Source organism: Enterobacter sp. CPE_E1241, from assembly GCF_045618265.1.
Taxonomy (GTDB): domain Bacteria; phylum Pseudomonadota; class Gammaproteobacteria; order Enterobacterales; family Enterobacteriaceae; genus Enterobacter; species Enterobacter adelaidei.
On record NZ_JBIWYV010000001.1, the window covers coordinates 222810 to 240932 of the forward strand.

Genomic DNA, 18123 nt, shown 5'->3' on the forward strand with positions numbered 1-18123 from the left:
GGCACGAGATGGCGTTATTAAATGTAGATAAATTATCGGTGCACTTCGGGGATGAAGGCACACCGTTTCGCGCCGTGGACCGCATCAGCTACAGCGTAAATCAGGGCGAAGTGGTTGGCATCGTAGGGGAGTCTGGTTCCGGTAAGTCAGTAAGCTCGCTGGCGATTATGGGGCTGATTGATTATCCGGGCCGCGTGATGGCGGAAAACCTGCAGTTCAACGGTCAGGATCTGAAGCGCATTTCCGAAAAACAGCGCCGCCAGTTGGTAGGCGCGGAAGTGGCGATGATTTTCCAGGACCCAATGACCAGCCTGAACCCCTGCTACACCGTCGGTTTCCAGATTATGGAAGCGATTAAGGTGCATCAGGGCGGGAATAAGAAAACCCGTCGTCAGCGGGCGATCGATCTGCTGAACCAGGTCGGGATTCCTGACCCGGCATCGCGTCTGGACGTATACCCGCACCAGCTCTCTGGCGGCATGAGCCAGCGCGTGATGATTGCGATGGCCATTGCCTGTCGGCCAAAACTGCTGATTGCGGATGAACCGACGACGGCGCTGGATGTGACCATTCAGGCGCAAATTATCGAGCTGCTGCTGGAACTGCAGCAGAAAGAGAATATGGCGCTGGTGCTGATTACGCACGACCTGGCGCTGGTGGCCGAAGCGGCGCACAAGATCATCGTGATGTATGCAGGCCAGGTGGTGGAGACCGGAAGTTCCCACGATATCTTCCGCGCACCGCGCCACCCGTATACTCAGGCTCTGCTACGTGCACTGCCGGAGTTTGCCCAGGACAAAGCGCGGCTGGCGTCACTGCCGGGCGTGGTGCCGGGCAAATACGACCGACCACAGGGCTGTCTGCTGAATCCGCGTTGTCCGTATGCGACGGACAAATGCCGGGCAGAAGAGCCAGAGCTGAACCAGCTTGCTGACGGTCGTCAGTCGAAATGCCACTACCCACTCGATGATGCCGGGAGGCCAACACTATGAGTACGCAACAGGCCACCACGCAACAACCGCTGTTGCAGGCTATCGACCTGAAAAAACACTACCCGGTGAAGAAGGGGATTTTTGCCCCTGAGCGACTGGTGAAAGCGCTGGATGGCGTCTCCTTTACCCTCGAACGCGGTAAAACGCTGGCGGTGGTCGGGGAATCGGGCTGCGGTAAATCGACGCTGGGCCGTCTGCTGACGATGATTGAAACGCCAACCGGTGGTGAGCTTTACTATCAGGGGCAAGATCTGCTCAAGCATGATCCGCAGGCACAGAAACTGCGTCGCCAGAAAATCCAGATTGTGTTCCAGAACCCGTATGGCTCTTTGAACCCGCGTAAAAAAGTGGGACAGATCCTGGAAGAGCCGTTGCTGATTAACAGCAATCTGAGCAAAGAGCAGCGTCGGGAAAAAGCGCTGGCGATGATGGCGAAAGTTGGCCTGAAAACTGAACATTACGACCGCTACCCGCATATGTTCTCCGGTGGACAGCGTCAGCGTATCGCTATTGCACGTGGTCTGATGCTCGACCCGGATGTGGTGATTGCCGATGAACCGGTTTCGGCACTCGATGTTTCCGTCCGCGCGCAGGTGCTGAACCTGATGATGGACTTGCAGCAGGAGCTGGGGCTCTCTTACGTGTTCATCTCGCACGACCTTTCAGTGGTGGAGCACATTGCTGATGAAGTGATGGTGATGTATCTGGGGCGTTGCGTGGAGAAGGGGACGAAAGATCAGATCTTTAATAATCCTCGTCACCCGTATACCCAGGCACTGCTTTCCGCGACGCCGCGTCTGAACCCGGACGATCGTCGTGAGCGTATTAAGCTGACGGGCGAGTTGCCAAGCCCGCTGAATCCGCCTCCGGGGTGTGCATTCAACGCCCGCTGCAGTCGTCGCTTCGGTCCTTGCACCCAGCTCCAGCCACAGCTGAAGGATTATGGTGGTCAACTGGTCGCCTGCTTTGCAGTCGATCAGGATGAAAATGGCGAAAAGCCACATGCTTAAAACAAAAAAACCGGCGTTAAGCCGGTTTTTTTATCTCTGCGCTATTATTTCCGCAAGCGAATCTGGTCGACAGCGTGCTTCTCGCTCTTGGTGAGGATTAAGCTCGCACGCTCGCGCGTTGGCAGGATGTTCTCTTTCAGGTTCACGTAGTTGATCTCGTTCCACAGCCCTCTTGCCACATTAACCGCTTCTTCTTCAGAAAGCTGGGCGTAGTGATGGAAATAGGAGTCCGGATCAGTGAATGCCCCCTCACGGAACTTCAGGAAGCGGTTGATATACCAGTTCTGGAGTAAATCTTCCGGCGCATCGACATAAATAGAGAAATCGACAAAATCGGAGACAAACACATGATGCGGATCGTGAGGATAGTCCATTCCGCTTTGCAGAACGTTCAGCCCTTCCAGAATCAGGATATCCGGCTGGACCACCGTTTTATCTCCGTCCGGGATGCGATCGTAGATCAGGTGTGAATACACCGGCGCAGTCACGTGAGGCACGCCCGATTTCAGGTCAGAAACAAATTTCACCAGACGGTGCATATCATAAGAGAGCGGGAAGCCTTTCTTCTTCATCAGCCCGCGTTCTTTTAGTACTTCGTTTGGATGCAGGAAGCCATCGGTAGTGATCAGCTCCACGCTACGGTGCTCCGGCCAGCGGCTCAGCAGCGCCTGCAGGACACGCGCAGTCGTGCTTTTACCTACGGCCACGCTACCCGCAATACTAATGATATAAGGAATGCGTTGACCATTCGTCCCAAGGAACTGTTCCAGCACCGCCTGACGGCGCAGGTTGGAACTTATATAGAAGTTAAGCAAGCGAGAGAGGGGGAGATATATTTCTGCGACCTCTTCCAGGGACAGGTCTTCGTTTATCCCTTTTAACCGTGCGATTTCACCTTCCGTCAGCGTCATAGGGACGGAATCACGCAGGGCAGCCCACTGGCTGCGGTTAAAATGAAGATAAGGTGTCATTAACGATTGCTCTTTTTTGCTCATAAGCATGCTTCAGTGAGCCAGCACAATACTGCCGGATCATGGCTCATCACACAGTTAATTTTGGACAATGGGCAGGAGGTTAACACCAGATGACAGGAATAATAAGAAAAAAGATGGAAAGCGCTGCGTTACGCGTAAGCCGTCACGCTACGGTGTATACCGTGCAAATCAGCGTGATATGTTGAATATTTGACCTCGAATGACTACTTTTACAGCGTTCAGCACGCCGTTCGCATAAAATGTGAGCGAAAGAACGTTTTATGCAAATTTTTAGTTGCATGACTGCGCAGGTATCCATAGAATGCGCGCTACTTGATGCCGACTTAGCTCAGTAGGTAGAGCAACTGACTTGTAATCAGTAGGTCACCAGTTCGATTCCGGTAGTCGGCACCATCAAGTCCGGTGGGGTTCCCGAGCGGCCAAAGGGAGCAGACTGTAAATCTGCCGTCACAGACTTCGAAGGTTCGAATCCTTCCCCCACCACCACTTTCTGGCAGCGTTAATGCCGCCGGAGCTGGTTGGAAAAATTAACCAGCTCAAACTTAAAAAGAGAGAAATCTCTTTTTTTGTTACAGAAAGAACTGGGTAGCCGAGTTTCAGGATGCGGGCATCGTATAATGGCTATTACCTCAGCCTTCCAAGCTGATGATGCGGGTTCGATTCCCGCTGCCCGCTCCAATACGTGCTGATATGGCTCAGTTGGTAGAGCGCACCCTTGGTAAGGGTGAGGTCCCCAGTTCGACTCTGGGTATCAGCACCACTTCACTTCTCCTTCCCGTTTCTCTCTGTTTCAATTTTACTGTATTCAACAATTCAGGCATTTCGCCTGGTTGATGTGGTGATATCACCGATTTATCCGTGTCTTAGAGGGACAATCGATGTCTAAAGAAAAGTTTGAACGTACAAAACCGCACGTTAACGTCGGTACTATCGGCCACGTTGACCATGGTAAAACAACGCTGACCGCTGCAATCACTACCGTTCTGGCAAAAACCTACGGTGGTTCTGCTCGCGCATTCGACCAGATCGATAACGCACCAGAAGAAAAAGCTCGTGGTATCACCATCAACACCTCTCACGTTGAGTACGACACCCCGACTCGCCACTACGCACACGTAGACTGCCCAGGCCACGCCGACTATGTTAAAAACATGATCACCGGTGCTGCGCAGATGGACGGCGCGATCCTGGTTGTTGCTGCGACTGACGGCCCAATGCCTCAGACCCGTGAGCACATCCTGCTGGGTCGTCAGGTAGGCGTTCCTTACATCATCGTGTTCCTGAACAAGTGCGACATGGTTGATGACGAAGAGCTGCTGGAACTGGTAGAGATGGAAGTTCGTGAACTGCTGTCTCAGTACGATTTCCCAGGCGACGATACTCCAATCGTTCGTGGTTCTGCTCTGAAAGCGCTGGAAGGCGACGCAGAGTGGGAAGCGAAAATCATCGAACTGGCTGGCTTCCTGGATTCTTACATCCCAGAACCAGAGCGTGCGATTGACAAGCCATTCCTGCTGCCAATCGAAGACGTATTCTCCATCTCCGGTCGTGGTACCGTTGTTACCGGTCGTGTAGAGCGCGGTATCATCAAAGTTGGTGAAGAAGTTGAAATCGTTGGTATCAAAGAGACTGCGAAGTCTACCTGTACTGGCGTTGAAATGTTCCGCAAACTGCTGGACGAAGGCCGTGCTGGTGAGAACGTTGGTGTTCTGCTGCGTGGTATCAAACGTGAAGAAATCGAACGTGGTCAGGTTCTGGCGAAGCCAGGCTCAATCAAGCCACACACCAAGTTCGAATCTGAAGTGTACATTCTGTCCAAAGACGAAGGCGGCCGTCATACTCCGTTCTTCAAAGGCTACCGTCCACAGTTCTACTTCCGTACTACTGACGTGACCGGTACCATCGAACTGCCAGAAGGCGTAGAGATGGTAATGCCAGGCGACAACATCAAGATGGTTGTGACTCTGATCCACCCAATCGCGATGGACGACGGTCTGCGTTTCGCAATCCGTGAAGGCGGCCGTACCGTTGGCGCGGGCGTGGTTGCTAAAGTTCTCGGCTAATTGCTGATAACATTTGACGCAATGCGCAATAAAAGGGCATCATTTGATGCCCTTTTTGCACGCTTTCACGTCAGAACCTGGCTCATCAGTGATTATTTTTGTCATAATCATTGCTGAGACAGGCTCTGCAGAGAGCGTATAATTCGAAAAGCGAATTAGCATTTCGATTTGGTTTGCCTCGCGATCGCGGGGTGAAAATGTTTGTAGAATACTTCTGACAGGTTGGTTTATGAGTGCGAATACCGAAGCTCAAGGGAGCGGGCGCGGCCTGGAAGCGATGAAATGGGTAGTGGTAGCCGTTTTGCTGATCGTAGCGATTGTTGGCAACTACCTTTATCGTGACATTATGCTGCCGCTACGTGCGCTTGCAGTGGTAATTCTGATTGCTGCAGCAGGTGGTGTCGCGCTGTTGACGACGAAAGGCAAAGCGACCGTCGCTTTTGCTCGCGAAGCGCGTACCGAAGTCCGCAAGGTAATTTGGCCGACTCGCCAGGAAACATTGCACACCACGCTGATTGTAGCGGCGGTTACCGCTGTAATGTCACTGATCCTGTGGGGACTGGATGGTATTCTGGTTCGCCTGGTATCCTTTATCACTGGCCTGAGGTTCTGAGATGTCTGAAGCCCCTAAAAAGCGCTGGTACGTCGTTCAGGCGTTTTCCGGTTTTGAAGGCCGCGTAGCAACGTCGCTGCGTGAGCATATCAAATTACACAACATGGAAGAGTTATTTGGCGAAGTTATGGTTCCGACCGAAGAAGTGGTCGAGATCCGTGGCGGCCAACGTCGCAAAAGCGAGCGTAAATTCTTCCCGGGTTACGTGCTGGTTCAGATGGTTATGAACGACGCGAGCTGGCACCTTGTGCGCAGCGTACCGCGTGTGATGGGCTTTATCGGCGGCACATCTGACCGTCCGGCGCCAATCAGCGACAAAGAAGTTGATGCGATTATGAACCGCCTGCAGCAGGTGGGTGATAAGCCGCGTCCGAAAACGCTGTTTGAACCGGGTGAAATGGTTCGTGTTAATGACGGTCCATTTGCTGACTTTAATGGTGTGGTTGAAGAAGTGGACTACGAGAAGTCCCGCCTGAAAGTCTCTGTTTCTATCTTTGGTCGTGCGACCCCGGTAGAACTGGACTTTGCCCAGGTCGAAAAAGCCTAAGCAGCGATCAAAAAAGCGACGATTTAATCGTTGCACAGGGCGCGAGATTGGAATACAATTTCGCGCCTTTTGTTTTTATGGGCAACGGCCCGTAAAACGAATTTTATTCACGGGGAGCCTCACTGAGGCGTTATTACCCAATCAGAGGATTTTAGAATGGCTAAGAAAGTACAAGCCTACGTCAAGCTGCAGGTTGCAGCTGGTATGGCGAACCCAAGTCCACCAGTTGGTCCAGCTCTGGGTCAGCAGGGTGTGAACATCATGGAATTCTGTAAAGCGTTCAACGCAAAAACTGAATCCCTGGAAAAAGGTCTGCCAATCCCAGTCGTAATCACTGTTTACGCTGACCGTTCTTTCACTTTCGTTACCAAAACCCCTCCAGCAGCAGTTCTGCTGAAGAAAGCGGCTGGTATCAAGTCTGGTTCCGGTAAACCGAACAAAGACAAAGTGGGTAAAATTTCCCGCGCTCAGCTGCAGGAAATCGCGCAGACCAAAGCTGCCGACATGACTGGTGCCGACATTGAAGCGATGACTCGCTCCATCGAAGGTACTGCACGTTCCATGGGCCTGGTAGTGGAGGACTAAGAAATGGCTAAACTGACCAAGCGCATGTCCGTGATCCGTGACAAAGTTGATGCGACCAAACAGTACGACATCAACGAAGCTATCGCTCTGCTGAAAGAACTGGCTACTGCTAAGTTCGTTGAAAGCGTTGACGTTGCTGTTAACCTGGGCATCGATGCTCGTAAATCTGATCAGAACGTTCGTGGTGCAACTGTACTGCCACACGGTACTGGCCGTTCCGTTCGCGTAGCTGTATTTACTCAGGGTGCAAACGCAGAAGCTGCTAAAGCTGCTGGGGCTGAACTGGTAGGTATGGAAGATCTGGCTGACCAGATCAAGAAAGGCGAAATGAACTTCGACGTTGTTATCGCATCTCCAGATGCAATGCGCGTTGTTGGCCAGCTGGGCCAGGTTCTGGGTCCACGCGGCCTGATGCCAAACCCGAAAGTGGGTACCGTTACTCCTAACGTTGCTGAAGCGGTTAAGAACGCTAAAGCAGGTCAGGTTCGTTATCGTAACGACAAAAACGGCATCATCCACACCACCATCGGTAAAGTGGACTTCGACGCTGACAAACTGAAAGAAAACCTGGAAGCTCTGCTGGTTGCGCTGAAAAAAGCAAAACCAACTCAGGCGAAAGGCGTGTACATCAAGAAAGTTAGCATCTCCACCACCATGGGTGCAGGTGTTGCAGTTGACCAGGCTGGCCTGAGCGCTGCTGCAAACTAATGCCTTTACGTGGGCGGTGATTTTGTCTACAATCTTACCCCCACGTTTGCTAACGAAAGTTAGCGGCTAAAAGATTTGTTCGTTGGAGCCTGGCCTATCCAGGCCTCCGTCGAAGACCGCAGGTGTTTCGTAAGAGACTTAATCCCCTGCGTAGACGGTGACAGAACGCTAAGATTATTTTTTGAATACTCTGGCTTGTTTCTGCTCACCGTATTTAGACGCTCTTCCCGTTGGGTCGAGTGAAGTGAGTTCCGGAACATGAGTTCCGGCAAACATCCAGGAGCAAAGCTAATGGCTTTAAATCTTCAAGACAAACAAGCGATTGTTGCTGAAGTCAGCGAAGTAGCCAAAGGCGCGCTGTCTGCAGTAGTTGCGGATTCCCGTGGCGTTACTGTAGACAAAATGACTGAACTGCGTAAAGCAGGTCGTGAAGCTGGCGTATACATGCGTGTTGTTCGTAACACCCTGCTGCGTCGCGTAGTTGAAGGTACTCCATTCGAGTGCCTGAAAGACACGTTTGTTGGTCCGACCCTGATTGCATACTCTATGGAACACCCGGGCGCTGCTGCTCGTCTGTTCAAAGAGTTCGCGAAAGCGAATGCAAAATTTGAGGTCAAAGCTGCAGCCTTTGAAGGTGAGTTGATCCCGGCATCGCAAATCGATCGCCTGGCAACCCTGCCGACCTACGAAGAAGCAATTGCACGCCTGATGGCAACCATGAAAGAAGCTTCGGCTGGCAAACTGGTTCGCACTCTGGCTGCTGTTCGCGATGCGAAAGAAGCTGCTTAATCGCAGTTGTCTTTATAAAGCATTTGCTTACGTATAAACTTATTCTGATTTTCAGGAACAATTTAAATGTCTATCACTAAAGATCAAATCATTGAAGCAGTTGCAGCTATGTCCGTAATGGACGTTGTAGAACTGATTTCTGCAATGGAAGAAAAATTCGGTGTTTCTGCTGCTGCCGCTGTAGCTGTTGCTGCTGGCCCAGCTGCTGACGCTGCTGAAGAAAAAACTGAATTCGACGTAATTCTGAAAGCTGCAGGCGCTAACAAAGTTGCTGTTATCAAAGCAGTACGTGGCGCAACTGGCCTGGGTCTGAAAGAAGCTAAAGACCTGGTAGAATCTGCTCCAGCTGCGCTGAAAGAAGGCGTGAGCAAAGACGACGCAGAAGCACTGAAAAAATCTCTGGAAGAAGCTGGCGCTGAAGTTGAAGTTAAATAAGCCAACTTTTCTGGTTGCAGCCTAAGTAATTAGGCTGATGGCTGGTGACTTTTTAGTCACCAGCCTTTTTGCGCTGTAAGGCATCAGTAGCATTTCACACTGTTTGACTGCTGGTTGTCCTGACAATGCTTGTTTCTATCGACGACTTAATATATTGCGACAGGGTGCTCGCTCTGTGTAAATCGCAACGAAATGGTTTAAGCGTGATAGCAACAGGTATTGCGGAAAGTATTCGATTTTCCGGTCCACAAAATGGTGTTGCACAAACTGTCCCTTCGTCGGACAGATGGGTCGACTTGTCAGCGAGCTGAGGAACCCTATGGTTTACTCCTATACCGAGAAAAAACGTATTCGTAAGGATTTTGGTAAACGTCCACAAGTTCTGGACATTCCATATCTCCTTTCTATCCAGCTTGACTCGTTCCAGAAGTTTATCGAGCAAGATCCTGAAGGGCAGTACGGTCTGGAAGCAGCCTTCCGTTCCGTGTTCCCGATTCAGAGCTACAGCGGTAATTCCGAGCTGCAGTACGTCAGCTATCGCCTTGGCGAGCCGGTGTTTGACGTTCAGGAATGTCAGATCCGTGGCGTGACCTATTCCGCACCGCTGCGCGTAAAACTGCGTCTGGTGATCTATGAGCGCGAAGCGCCAGAAGGCACCGTAAAAGACATTAAAGAACAAGAAGTCTACATGGGTGAAATTCCACTCATGACAGACAACGGTACTTTCGTCATCAACGGTACTGAGCGTGTTATCGTTTCCCAGCTGCATCGTAGCCCGGGCGTCTTCTTCGACAGCGATAAAGGTAAAACACACTCTTCCGGTAAAGTACTGTATAACGCGCGCATCATTCCTTACCGTGGTTCATGGCTGGACTTCGAGTTCGATCCAAAAGACAACCTGTTTGTCCGTATCGACCGTCGTCGTAAACTGCCTGCAACCATCATTCTGCGTGCGCTGCAATATACCACTGAGCAGATCCTGGACCTGTTCTTTGAGAAAGTGATCTTTGAAATCCGCGACAACAAGCTGCAGATGGAGCTGGTGCCGGAACGTCTGCGTGGTGAGACCGCGTCGTTCGACATCGAAGCCGACGGCAAAGTGTATGTGGAAAAAGGTCGCCGTATCACCGCGCGCCACATCCGCCAGCTGGAAAAAGATGATATCAAACACATCGAAGTTCCAGTTGAATACATTGCAGGAAAAGTAGCCGCGAAAGATTACGTTGATGAATCAACTGGCGAGCTGATCTGCCCGGCGAACATGGAGCTGAGCCTGGATCTGCTGGCTAAGCTGAGCCAGTCTGGCCACAAACGTATCGAAACGCTGTTCACCAACGATCTGGACCATGGTCCATACATCTCTGAGACTATCCGCGTCGACCCAACGACCGATCGTCTGAGTGCGCTGGTTGAAATCTACCGCATGATGCGTCCTGGTGAGCCACCAACTCGCGAAGCGGCTGAAAGCCTGTTCGAGAACCTGTTCTTCTCCGAAGACCGCTACGATCTGTCCGCGGTTGGACGTATGAAGTTCAACCGTTCTCTGCTGCGTGATGAGATCGAAGGTTCCGGTATCCTGAGCAAAGACGACATCATCGAAGTGATGAAGAAGCTCATCGATATCCGTAACGGTAAAGGCGAAGTGGATGATATCGACCACCTCGGCAACCGTCGTATCCGTTCCGTTGGCGAAATGGCGGAAAACCAGTTCCGCGTTGGCCTGGTACGTGTAGAGCGTGCGGTGAAAGAGCGTCTGTCTCTGGGCGATCTGGATACCCTGATGCCTCAGGATATGATCAACGCCAAGCCGATCTCTGCAGCAGTGAAAGAGTTCTTCGGTTCCAGCCAGCTGTCTCAGTTCATGGACCAGAACAACCCGCTGTCTGAGATCACGCACAAGCGTCGTATCTCTGCACTCGGCCCAGGCGGTCTGACCCGTGAACGCGCAGGCTTCGAAGTTCGAGACGTACACCCGACTCACTATGGTCGCGTATGTCCAATCGAAACGCCTGAAGGTCCAAACATCGGTCTGATCAACTCCCTGTCCGTGTACGCACAGACAAACGAATACGGTTTCCTTGAGACGCCGTACCGTAAAGTGACTGACGGTGTTGTAACCGACGAAATTCATTACCTGTCTGCTATCGAAGAAGGCAACTACGTTATCGCTCAGGCGAACTCCAACCTGGATGACGAAGGCCACTTTGTAGAAGATCTGGTTACCTGCCGTAGCAAAGGCGAATCCAGCTTGTTCAGCCGCGACCAGGTTGACTACATGGACGTATCCACCCAACAGGTGGTATCCGTCGGTGCGTCCCTGATCCCGTTCCTGGAACACGATGACGCCAACCGTGCATTGATGGGTGCGAACATGCAACGTCAGGCCGTTCCGACTCTGCGCGCTGATAAGCCGCTGGTTGGTACCGGTATGGAACGTGCTGTTGCCGTTGACTCCGGTGTTACTGCGGTTGCTAAACGTGGCGGTACTGTTCAGTACGTGGATGCCTCTCGTATCGTTATCAAAGTTAACGAAGACGAGATGTACCCGGGTGAAGCAGGTATCGACATTTATAACCTGACCAAATACACCCGTTCTAACCAGAACACCTGTATCAACCAGATGCCTTGCGTATCTCTGGGTGAGCCAGTTGAGCGCGGCGACGTGCTGGCAGACGGTCCGTCCACCGACCTCGGTGAACTGGCGCTCGGTCAGAACATGCGCGTAGCGTTCATGCCGTGGAACGGTTACAACTTCGAAGACTCCATCCTCGTCTCCGAGCGTGTGGTTCAGGAAGATCGTTTCACCACCATCCACATTCAGGAACTGGCATGTGTGTCCCGTGACACCAAGCTGGGGCCAGAAGAGATCACCGCTGACATCCCTAACGTGGGTGAAGCTGCGCTCTCTAAACTGGATGAATCCGGTATTGTTTACATCGGTGCGGAAGTGACCGGCGGCGACATTCTGGTTGGTAAGGTAACACCGAAAGGTGAAACCCAGCTGACGCCAGAAGAGAAACTGCTGCGTGCAATCTTCGGTGAGAAAGCGTCTGACGTTAAAGACTCTTCTCTGCGCGTACCAAACGGTGTTTCCGGTACGGTTATCGACGTTCAGGTCTTCACTCGTGATGGCGTTGAAAAAGATAAGCGTGCGCTGGAAATCGAAGAGATGCAGCTCAAACAGGCTAAGAAAGACCTGTCTGAAGAACTGCAGATCCTCGAAGCAGGTCTGTTCAGCCGTATTTATGCGGTGCTGGTTGCCGGTGGCGTTGAAGCTGAGAAGCTCGACAAACTGCCACGCGATCGCTGGCTGGAACTGGGCCTGACCGACGAAGAGAAACAAAATCAGCTGGAACAACTGGCTGAGCAGTATGACGAACTGAAACACGAGTTCGAGAAAAAACTCGAAGCGAAACGCCGTAAAATCACTCAGGGCGACGATCTGGCACCAGGCGTGCTGAAGATTGTTAAGGTATATCTGGCTGTTAAACGTCAGATCCAGCCTGGTGATAAGATGGCAGGTCGTCACGGTAACAAGGGTGTTATCTCTAAGATCAACCCGATCGAAGATATGCCGCACGATGCTAACGGTACGCCGGTAGATATCGTACTGAACCCACTGGGCGTACCGTCTCGTATGAACATCGGTCAGATTCTGGAAACCCACCTGGGTATGGCTGCAAAAGGTATTGGCGACAAGATTAACGCCATGCTGAAACAGCAGCAGGAAGTCGCGAAACTGCGCGAATTCATCCAGCGTGCCTACGATCTGGGTACCGATGTGCGTCAGAAAGTCGACCTGAACACCTTCAGCGATGAAGAAGTGCTGCGTCTGGCAGAGAACCTGCGCAAAGGTATGCCAATTGCAACGCCGGTATTCGACGGTGCAAAAGAAGCTGAAATTAAAGAGCTGCTGCAACTGGGTGGTCTGCCAACGTCTGGTCAGATTACGCTGTTTGACGGCCGTACCGGTGAACAGTTCGAACGTCCGGTAACCGTAGGTTACATGTACATGCTGAAACTGAACCACCTGGTCGACGACAAAATGCACGCTCGTTCTACCGGTTCTTACAGCCTGGTTACTCAGCAGCCGCTGGGTGGTAAGGCACAGTTCGGTGGTCAGCGCTTCGGGGAGATGGAAGTGTGGGCGCTGGAAGCATACGGCGCGGCATACACCCTGCAGGAAATGCTCACCGTTAAGTCTGATGACGTGAACGGTCGTACCAAGATGTATAAAAACATCGTGGACGGCAACCATCAGATGGAACCGGGCATGCCAGAATCCTTCAACGTACTGTTGAAAGAGATTCGTTCGCTGGGTATCAACATCGAACTGGAAGACGAGTAATTCTCGCTCAAACAGGTCACTGGTGCCGGGTTAACCCCCGGCACCAGATTGTGCTAACTCCGACGGGAGCAAATCCGTGAAAGATTTATTAAAGTTTCTGAAAGCGCAGACTAAAACCGAAGAGTTTGATGCGATCAAAATTGCTCTGGCTTCGCCAGACATGATCCGTTCATGGTCGTTCGGTGAAGTTAAAAAGCCGGAAACCATCAACTACCGTACGTTCAAACCTGAGCGTGACGGCCTTTTCTGTGCGCGTATTTTCGGGCCAGTAAAAGATTACGAGTGCCTGTGCGGTAAGTACAAGCGCCTGAAACACCGTGGTGTGATCTGTGAGAAGTGCGGCGTTGAAGTGACCCAGACCAAAGTGCGCCGTGAGCGCATGGGCCACATCGAGCTGGCATCTCCAACCGCTCACATCTGGTTCCTGAAATCTCTGCCGTCCCGTATCGGTCTGCTGCTGGATATGCCGCTGCGCGATATCGAACGTGTTCTGTACTTCGAATCTTATGTGGTTATCGAAGGCGGGATGACGAATCTGGAACGTCACCAGATCCTGACTGAAGAGCAGTATCTGGACGCGCTGGAAGAGTTCGGTGACGAATTCGACGCGAAGATGGGTGCGGAAGCTATTCAGGCCCTGCTGAAGAGCATGGATCTGGAGCAAGAGTGCGAGCAACTGCGTGAAGAGCTGAACGAAACCAACTCCGAAACCAAGCGTAAAAAGCTGACCAAGCGTATCAAACTGCTGGAAGCGTTCGTTCAGTCTGGTAACAAACCAGAGTGGATGATCCTGACCGTTCTGCCGGTTCTGCCGCCAGATCTGCGTCCACTGGTTCCGCTGGATGGTGGTCGTTTCGCGACTTCTGACCTGAACGATCTGTATCGTCGCGTCATTAACCGTAACAACCGTCTGAAACGTCTGCTGGATCTGGCTGCGCCGGATATCATCGTTCGCAACGAAAAACGTATGCTGCAGGAAGCGGTAGATGCCCTGCTGGATAACGGTCGTCGCGGTCGTGCGATCACCGGTTCTAACAAACGTCCTCTGAAATCTTTGGCCGACATGATCAAAGGTAAGCAGGGTCGTTTCCGTCAGAACCTGCTCGGTAAGCGTGTTGACTACTCCGGTCGTTCTGTAATCACCGTAGGTCCATACCTGCGTCTGCATCAGTGCGGTCTGCCTAAGAAAATGGCACTGGAGCTGTTCAAACCGTTCATCTACGGCAAGCTGGAGCTGCGTGGCCTGGCCACCACCATCAAAGCCGCTAAGAAAATGGTTGAGCGTGAAGAAGCTGTCGTTTGGGATATCCTGGACGAAGTTATCCGCGAACACCCGGTACTGCTGAACCGTGCACCAACCCTGCACCGTCTGGGTATCCAGGCATTTGAGCCAGTCCTGATCGAAGGTAAAGCTATCCAGCTGCACCCGCTGGTTTGTGCGGCATATAACGCCGACTTCGATGGTGACCAGATGGCTGTTCACGTACCGCTGACGCTGGAAGCCCAGCTGGAAGCGCGTGCGCTGATGATGTCTACCAACAACATCCTGTCTCCAGCGAACGGTGAACCTATTATCGTTCCTTCTCAGGACGTTGTATTGGGTCTGTACTACATGACCCGTGACTGTGTTAACGCCAAAGGCGAAGGCATGGTGCTGACTGGCCCGAAAGAAGCTGAGCGTATTTATCGCGCTGGCCTGGCCTCTCTGCATGCGCGCGTTAAAGTGCGTATCACCGAATACGAAAAAGATGAAAACGGCGAGTTCGTTGCGAAAACCAGCCTGAAAGACACGACCGTTGGCCGTGCCATTCTGTGGATGATCGTACCGAAGGGTCTGCCTTTCTCCATCGTCAACCAGGCGCTGGGCAAGAAAGCGATCTCCAAAATGCTGAACACCTGTTACCGCATTCTGGGTCTGAAGCCGACCGTAATCTTCGCTGACCAGACAATGTACACCGGCTTTGCTTATGCAGCGCGTTCAGGTGCATCTGTTGGTATTGATGACATGGTCATCCCAGAGAAGAAACACGAGATCATCTCTGAAGCGGAAGCCGAAGTTGCTGAGATCCAGGAGCAGTTCCAGTCTGGTCTGGTAACCGCGGGCGAACGCTATAACAAAGTTATCGATATCTGGGCTGCGGCGAACGATCGTGTATCCAAGGCGATGATGGATAACCTGCAGACCGAAACCGTGATTAACCGTGACGGCGTTGAAGAACAGCAGGTTTCCTTCAACAGCATCTACATGATGGCCGACTCCGGTGCGCGTGGTTCTGCTGCACAGATTCGTCAGCTGGCAGGTATGCGTGGTCTGATGGCGAAGCCAGATGGCTCCATCATCGAAACGCCAATCACCGCGAACTTCCGTGAAGGTCTGAACGTACTCCAGTACTTCATCTCTACTCACGGTGCTCGTAAAGGTCTGGCGGATACCGCACTGAAAACAGCGAACTCCGGTTATCTGACGCGTCGTCTGGTTGACGTTGCGCAGGATCTGGTTGTAACCGAAGACGATTGTGGCACCCTCGAAGGTATCACCATGACCCCGGTTATCGAGGGTGGTGATGTTAAAGAGCCACTGCGCGATCGCGTACTGGGTCGTGTAACCGCGGAAGACATTCTGAAGCCGGGTACTGCAGACATTCTGGTTCCACGCAATACGCTGCTGCACGAACAGTGGTGTGACCTGCTGGAAGCAAACTCTGTTGACTCAGTGAAAGTACGTTCCGTTGTATCCTGTGACACCGACTTTGGTGTATGTGCGCACTGCTATGGTCGTGACCTGGCGCGTGGCCACATCATCAACAAAGGTGAAGCAATCGGTGTTATCGCGGCACAGTCCATCGGTGAGCCGGGTACACAGCTGACGATGCGTACGTTCCACATCGGTGGTGCGGCATCTCGTGCGGCTGCTGAATCCAGCATCCAGGTGAAAAACAAAGGTAGCATCAAGCTCAGCAACGCGAAGTCTGTTGTTAACTCCGCAGGCAAGCTGGTTGTGACCTCTCGTAACACCGAGCTGAAACTGATCGACGAATTCGGTCGTACCAAAGAGAGCTATAAAGTACCTTACGGTGCGGTTATGGCTAAAGGTGATGGTGAGCAGGTTGCCGGCGGTGAAACCGTTGCAAACTGGGATCCACACACCATGCCAGTTATCACCGAAGTAAGTGGTTTCATCCGCTTCACTGACATGATCGACGGCCAGACCATTACTCGTCAGACTGACGAGCTGACTGGTCTGTCTTCTCTGGTGGTTCTGGATTCCGCAGAGCGTACTACTGGCGGTAAAGATCTGCGTCCTGCACTGAAAATCGTTGATGCTCAGGGTAACGACGTTCTGATCCCGGGTACCGATATGCCTGCGCAGTACTTCCTGCCAGGTAAAGCGATTGTACAGCTGGAAGATGGCGTACAGATCAGCTCTGGTGACACCCTGGCGCGTATTCCTCAGGAATCCGGCGGTACCAAGGACATCACCGGTGGTCTGCCACGCGTTGCGGACCTGTTCGAAGCACGTCGTCCGAAAGAGCCGGCAATCCTGGCTGAAATCAGCGGTATCATTTCCTTCGGTAAAGAGACCAAAGGTAAACGCCGTCTGGTTATCACTCCAGTAGATGGCAGCGAGCCGTACGAAGAGATGATTCCTAAGTGGCGTCAGCTCAACGTGTTCGAAGGTGAACGTGTAGAACGTGGTGACGTGGTTTCCGACGGTCCAGAAGCGCCGCACGATATCCTGCGTCTGCGTGGTGTGCATGCTGTTACTCGTTACATCGTTAACGAAGTACAGGACGTATACCGTCTGCAGGGCGTTAAGATTAACGATAAACACATCGAAGTTATCGTTCGTCAGATGCTGCGTAAAGCAACCATCGAAAACGCAGGTAGCTCTGAGTTCCTGGAAGGCGAGCAGGTTGAATACTCTCGCGTTAAGATCGCTAACCGCGATCTGGAAGCGAACGGCAAAATCGGTGCGACCTTCGCACGCGATCTGCTGGGTATCACCAAAGCGTCTCTGGCAACCGAGTCCTTCATCTCTGCAGCATCGTTCCAGGAAACTACGCGTGTCCTGACCGAAGCGGCTGTTGCAGGTAAACGTGATGAACTGCGCGGTCTGAAAGAGAACGTTATCGTGGGTCGTCTGATCCCGGCTGGTACCGGTTATGCGTACCATCAGGATCGTATGCGTCGTCGTGCTGCGGGTGAACTGCCAGCTGCACCGCAGGTCACTGCTGAAGATGCATCCGCGAGCCTGGCAGAACTGCTGAACGCAGGTCTGGGTGGTTCCGACAACGAGTAATCGTTGATTCAGCTAATAAAAAACCCGCTTCGGCGGGTTTTTTTTATCTCTTTTTTCAGTTAATCAGCGGTAGCCGACGGTACAGCTCTATCATATCGCCCGCCAGGTCCTGAATGACCATCGCGTTCATCAGGTGATCCTGAGAATGGACGGTGATCAGGTTAACCGGTAGCTTCCCGGTACCTTCATCAAGACCAATAAGCTGCGTCTGAATCGTGTGCGCATGCTTCACATATTCGCGCGACTCTTCCATCGCCTTTTCGGCTTCGGCAAAGTCACCTTTACGTGCCATCTGTAACGCCGTAAGGGCAGCACTGCGTGCTGCACCTGCGTTGACGAGCAGTTCCATGATTGTGGTTTCTAAGTCTTCCATTATGACTCCAGCAGTTTGAGCGCTTTTTCCAGTACGGCATCGCCTTTCATCATGCCGTAATCCATCATGTCGATCACCGCGACCTTTTTACCCAGTGGATCGGCCTGTGCCTGTAGTTTAGCCTGCTCGTATTTAACCTGTGGCCCCAGTAATACGATGTCGGCCGTCGCGATGTTGTCTTTAAACTCCGCAACCGGAACGGCTTTAATGGTGACTTCAACCCCTTTTTTCTGTGCGGCATCTTTCATACGTTGAACCAGCATGCTGGTTGACATTCCCGCTGCACAGCATAAAACGATGTTCTTCATAATCAGCCTCGATCTACATGTGTTTATTGATAATTATCCCGTGCAGAACGCTTCAAC

14 protein-coding genes and 4 tRNA genes are annotated in these 18123 nt (G+C 52.2%); 15 read left to right on the forward strand and 3 right to left on the reverse strand.

Translation table 11 applies throughout. From position 1 onward, the window contains the following. The first annotated feature begins 8 nt into the window (after window positions 1-8). Window positions 9-992 (forward strand): dipeptide ABC transporter ATP-binding protein, encoded by a 984-nt coding sequence (gene dppD / locus ACJ9Y9_RS01040; protein ID WP_013094994.1) that lies wholly within the window; start codon window positions 9-11, stop codon window positions 990-992. Next, window positions 989-2002, forward strand: a complete 1014-nt coding sequence (gene dppF, locus ACJ9Y9_RS01045) for a dipeptide ABC transporter ATP-binding subunit DppF (RefSeq protein ID WP_028018277.1) — start codon at window positions 989-991, stop codon at window positions 2000-2002. The genes dppD and dppF overlap by 4 nt, the downstream gene beginning before the upstream one ends. Before the next feature lie 44 nt (window positions 2003-2046). Here the strand turns inward: dppF and coaA are convergent, their stop codons facing one another. Continuing rightward, complete coding sequence (gene coaA, locus ACJ9Y9_RS01050) at window positions 2047-2997, reverse strand: type I pantothenate kinase (protein ID WP_028018278.1); 951 nt, start codon at window positions 2995-2997, stop codon at window positions 2047-2049. A gap of 317 nt (window positions 2998-3314) precedes the next feature. On the opposite strand from coaA, the gene ACJ9Y9_RS01055 reads away from it, so the two are divergent. From ACJ9Y9_RS01055 to rpoC, 13 genes are all read left to right on the forward strand, one after another. Next, window positions 3315-3390, forward strand: a tRNA-Thr gene (locus ACJ9Y9_RS01055). A gap of 8 nt (window positions 3391-3398) precedes the next feature. Then, window positions 3399-3483, forward strand: a tRNA-Tyr gene (locus ACJ9Y9_RS01060). Window positions 3484-3600: 117 nt separating this feature from the next. Continuing rightward, window positions 3601-3675 (forward strand) — tRNA-Gly (locus ACJ9Y9_RS01065). A gap of 6 nt (window positions 3676-3681) precedes the next feature. Then, window positions 3682-3757, forward strand: a tRNA-Thr gene (locus tag ACJ9Y9_RS01070). 118 nt (window positions 3758-3875) lie between these two features. Then, window positions 3876-5060: an elongation factor Tu gene (gene tuf, locus ACJ9Y9_RS01075; RefSeq protein WP_014830236.1), complete on the forward strand. Its 1185-nt coding sequence runs from the start codon at window positions 3876-3878 to the stop codon at window positions 5058-5060. A 229-nt stretch (window positions 5061-5289) separates the two neighbouring features. After that, window positions 5290-5673 (forward strand): preprotein translocase subunit SecE, encoded by a 384-nt coding sequence (gene secE, locus ACJ9Y9_RS01080; protein ID WP_013094999.1) that lies wholly within the window; start codon window positions 5290-5292, stop codon window positions 5671-5673. A 1-nt stretch (window position 5674) separates the two neighbouring features. Beyond that, a complete protein-coding gene (gene nusG / locus ACJ9Y9_RS01085; protein ID WP_003862341.1) occupies window positions 5675-6220 on the forward strand; it encodes a transcription termination/antitermination protein NusG in 546 nt (181 codons plus the stop codon). A gap of 156 nt (window positions 6221-6376) precedes the next feature. Continuing rightward, window positions 6377-6805: a 50S ribosomal protein L11 gene (rplK, locus tag ACJ9Y9_RS01090; protein WP_008503452.1), complete on the forward strand. Its 429-nt coding sequence runs from the start codon at window positions 6377-6379 to the stop codon at window positions 6803-6805. A 3-nt stretch (window positions 6806-6808) separates the two neighbouring features. Then, window positions 6809-7513, forward strand: a complete 705-nt coding sequence (gene rplA, locus ACJ9Y9_RS01095; RefSeq protein WP_013095000.1) for a 50S ribosomal protein L1 — start codon at window positions 6809-6811, stop codon at window positions 7511-7513. Window positions 7514-7804: 291 nt separating this feature from the next. Further along, complete coding sequence (gene rplJ / locus ACJ9Y9_RS01100; protein ID WP_004097644.1) at window positions 7805-8302, forward strand: 50S ribosomal protein L10; 498 nt, start codon at window positions 7805-7807, stop codon at window positions 8300-8302. A gap of 66 nt (window positions 8303-8368) precedes the next feature. Then, a complete protein-coding gene (gene rplL, locus ACJ9Y9_RS01105; protein WP_014882064.1) occupies window positions 8369-8737 on the forward strand; it encodes a 50S ribosomal protein L7/L12 in 369 nt (122 codons plus the stop codon). 319 nt (window positions 8738-9056) lie between these two features. After that, the gene (rpoB, locus tag ACJ9Y9_RS01110; RefSeq protein WP_014882065.1) at window positions 9057-13085 is read left to right on the forward strand and encodes a DNA-directed RNA polymerase subunit beta; all 4029 of its coding nucleotides are present in this window, start codon (window positions 9057-9059) and stop codon (window positions 13083-13085) included. 76 nt (window positions 13086-13161) lie between these two features. Continuing rightward, complete coding sequence (rpoC, locus tag ACJ9Y9_RS01115) at window positions 13162-17385, forward strand: DNA-directed RNA polymerase subunit beta' (protein WP_028018476.1); 4224 nt, start codon at window positions 13162-13164, stop codon at window positions 17383-17385. A gap of 55 nt (window positions 17386-17440) precedes the next feature. Here the strand turns inward: rpoC and ACJ9Y9_RS01120 are convergent, their stop codons facing one another. Beyond that, entirely contained in the window at window positions 17441-17758 is a 318-nt protein-coding gene (locus ACJ9Y9_RS01120) for a PTS lactose/cellobiose transporter subunit IIA (RefSeq protein ID WP_028018475.1), read from the reverse strand. Beyond that, on the reverse strand, window positions 17758-18066 hold the full coding sequence (locus ACJ9Y9_RS01125; protein ID WP_010425948.1) for a PTS sugar transporter subunit IIB: 309 nt from the start codon (window positions 18064-18066) through the stop codon (window positions 17758-17760). The genes ACJ9Y9_RS01120 and ACJ9Y9_RS01125 overlap by 1 nt, the downstream gene beginning before the upstream one ends. Between the last annotated feature and the right edge of the window lie 57 nt (window positions 18067-18123).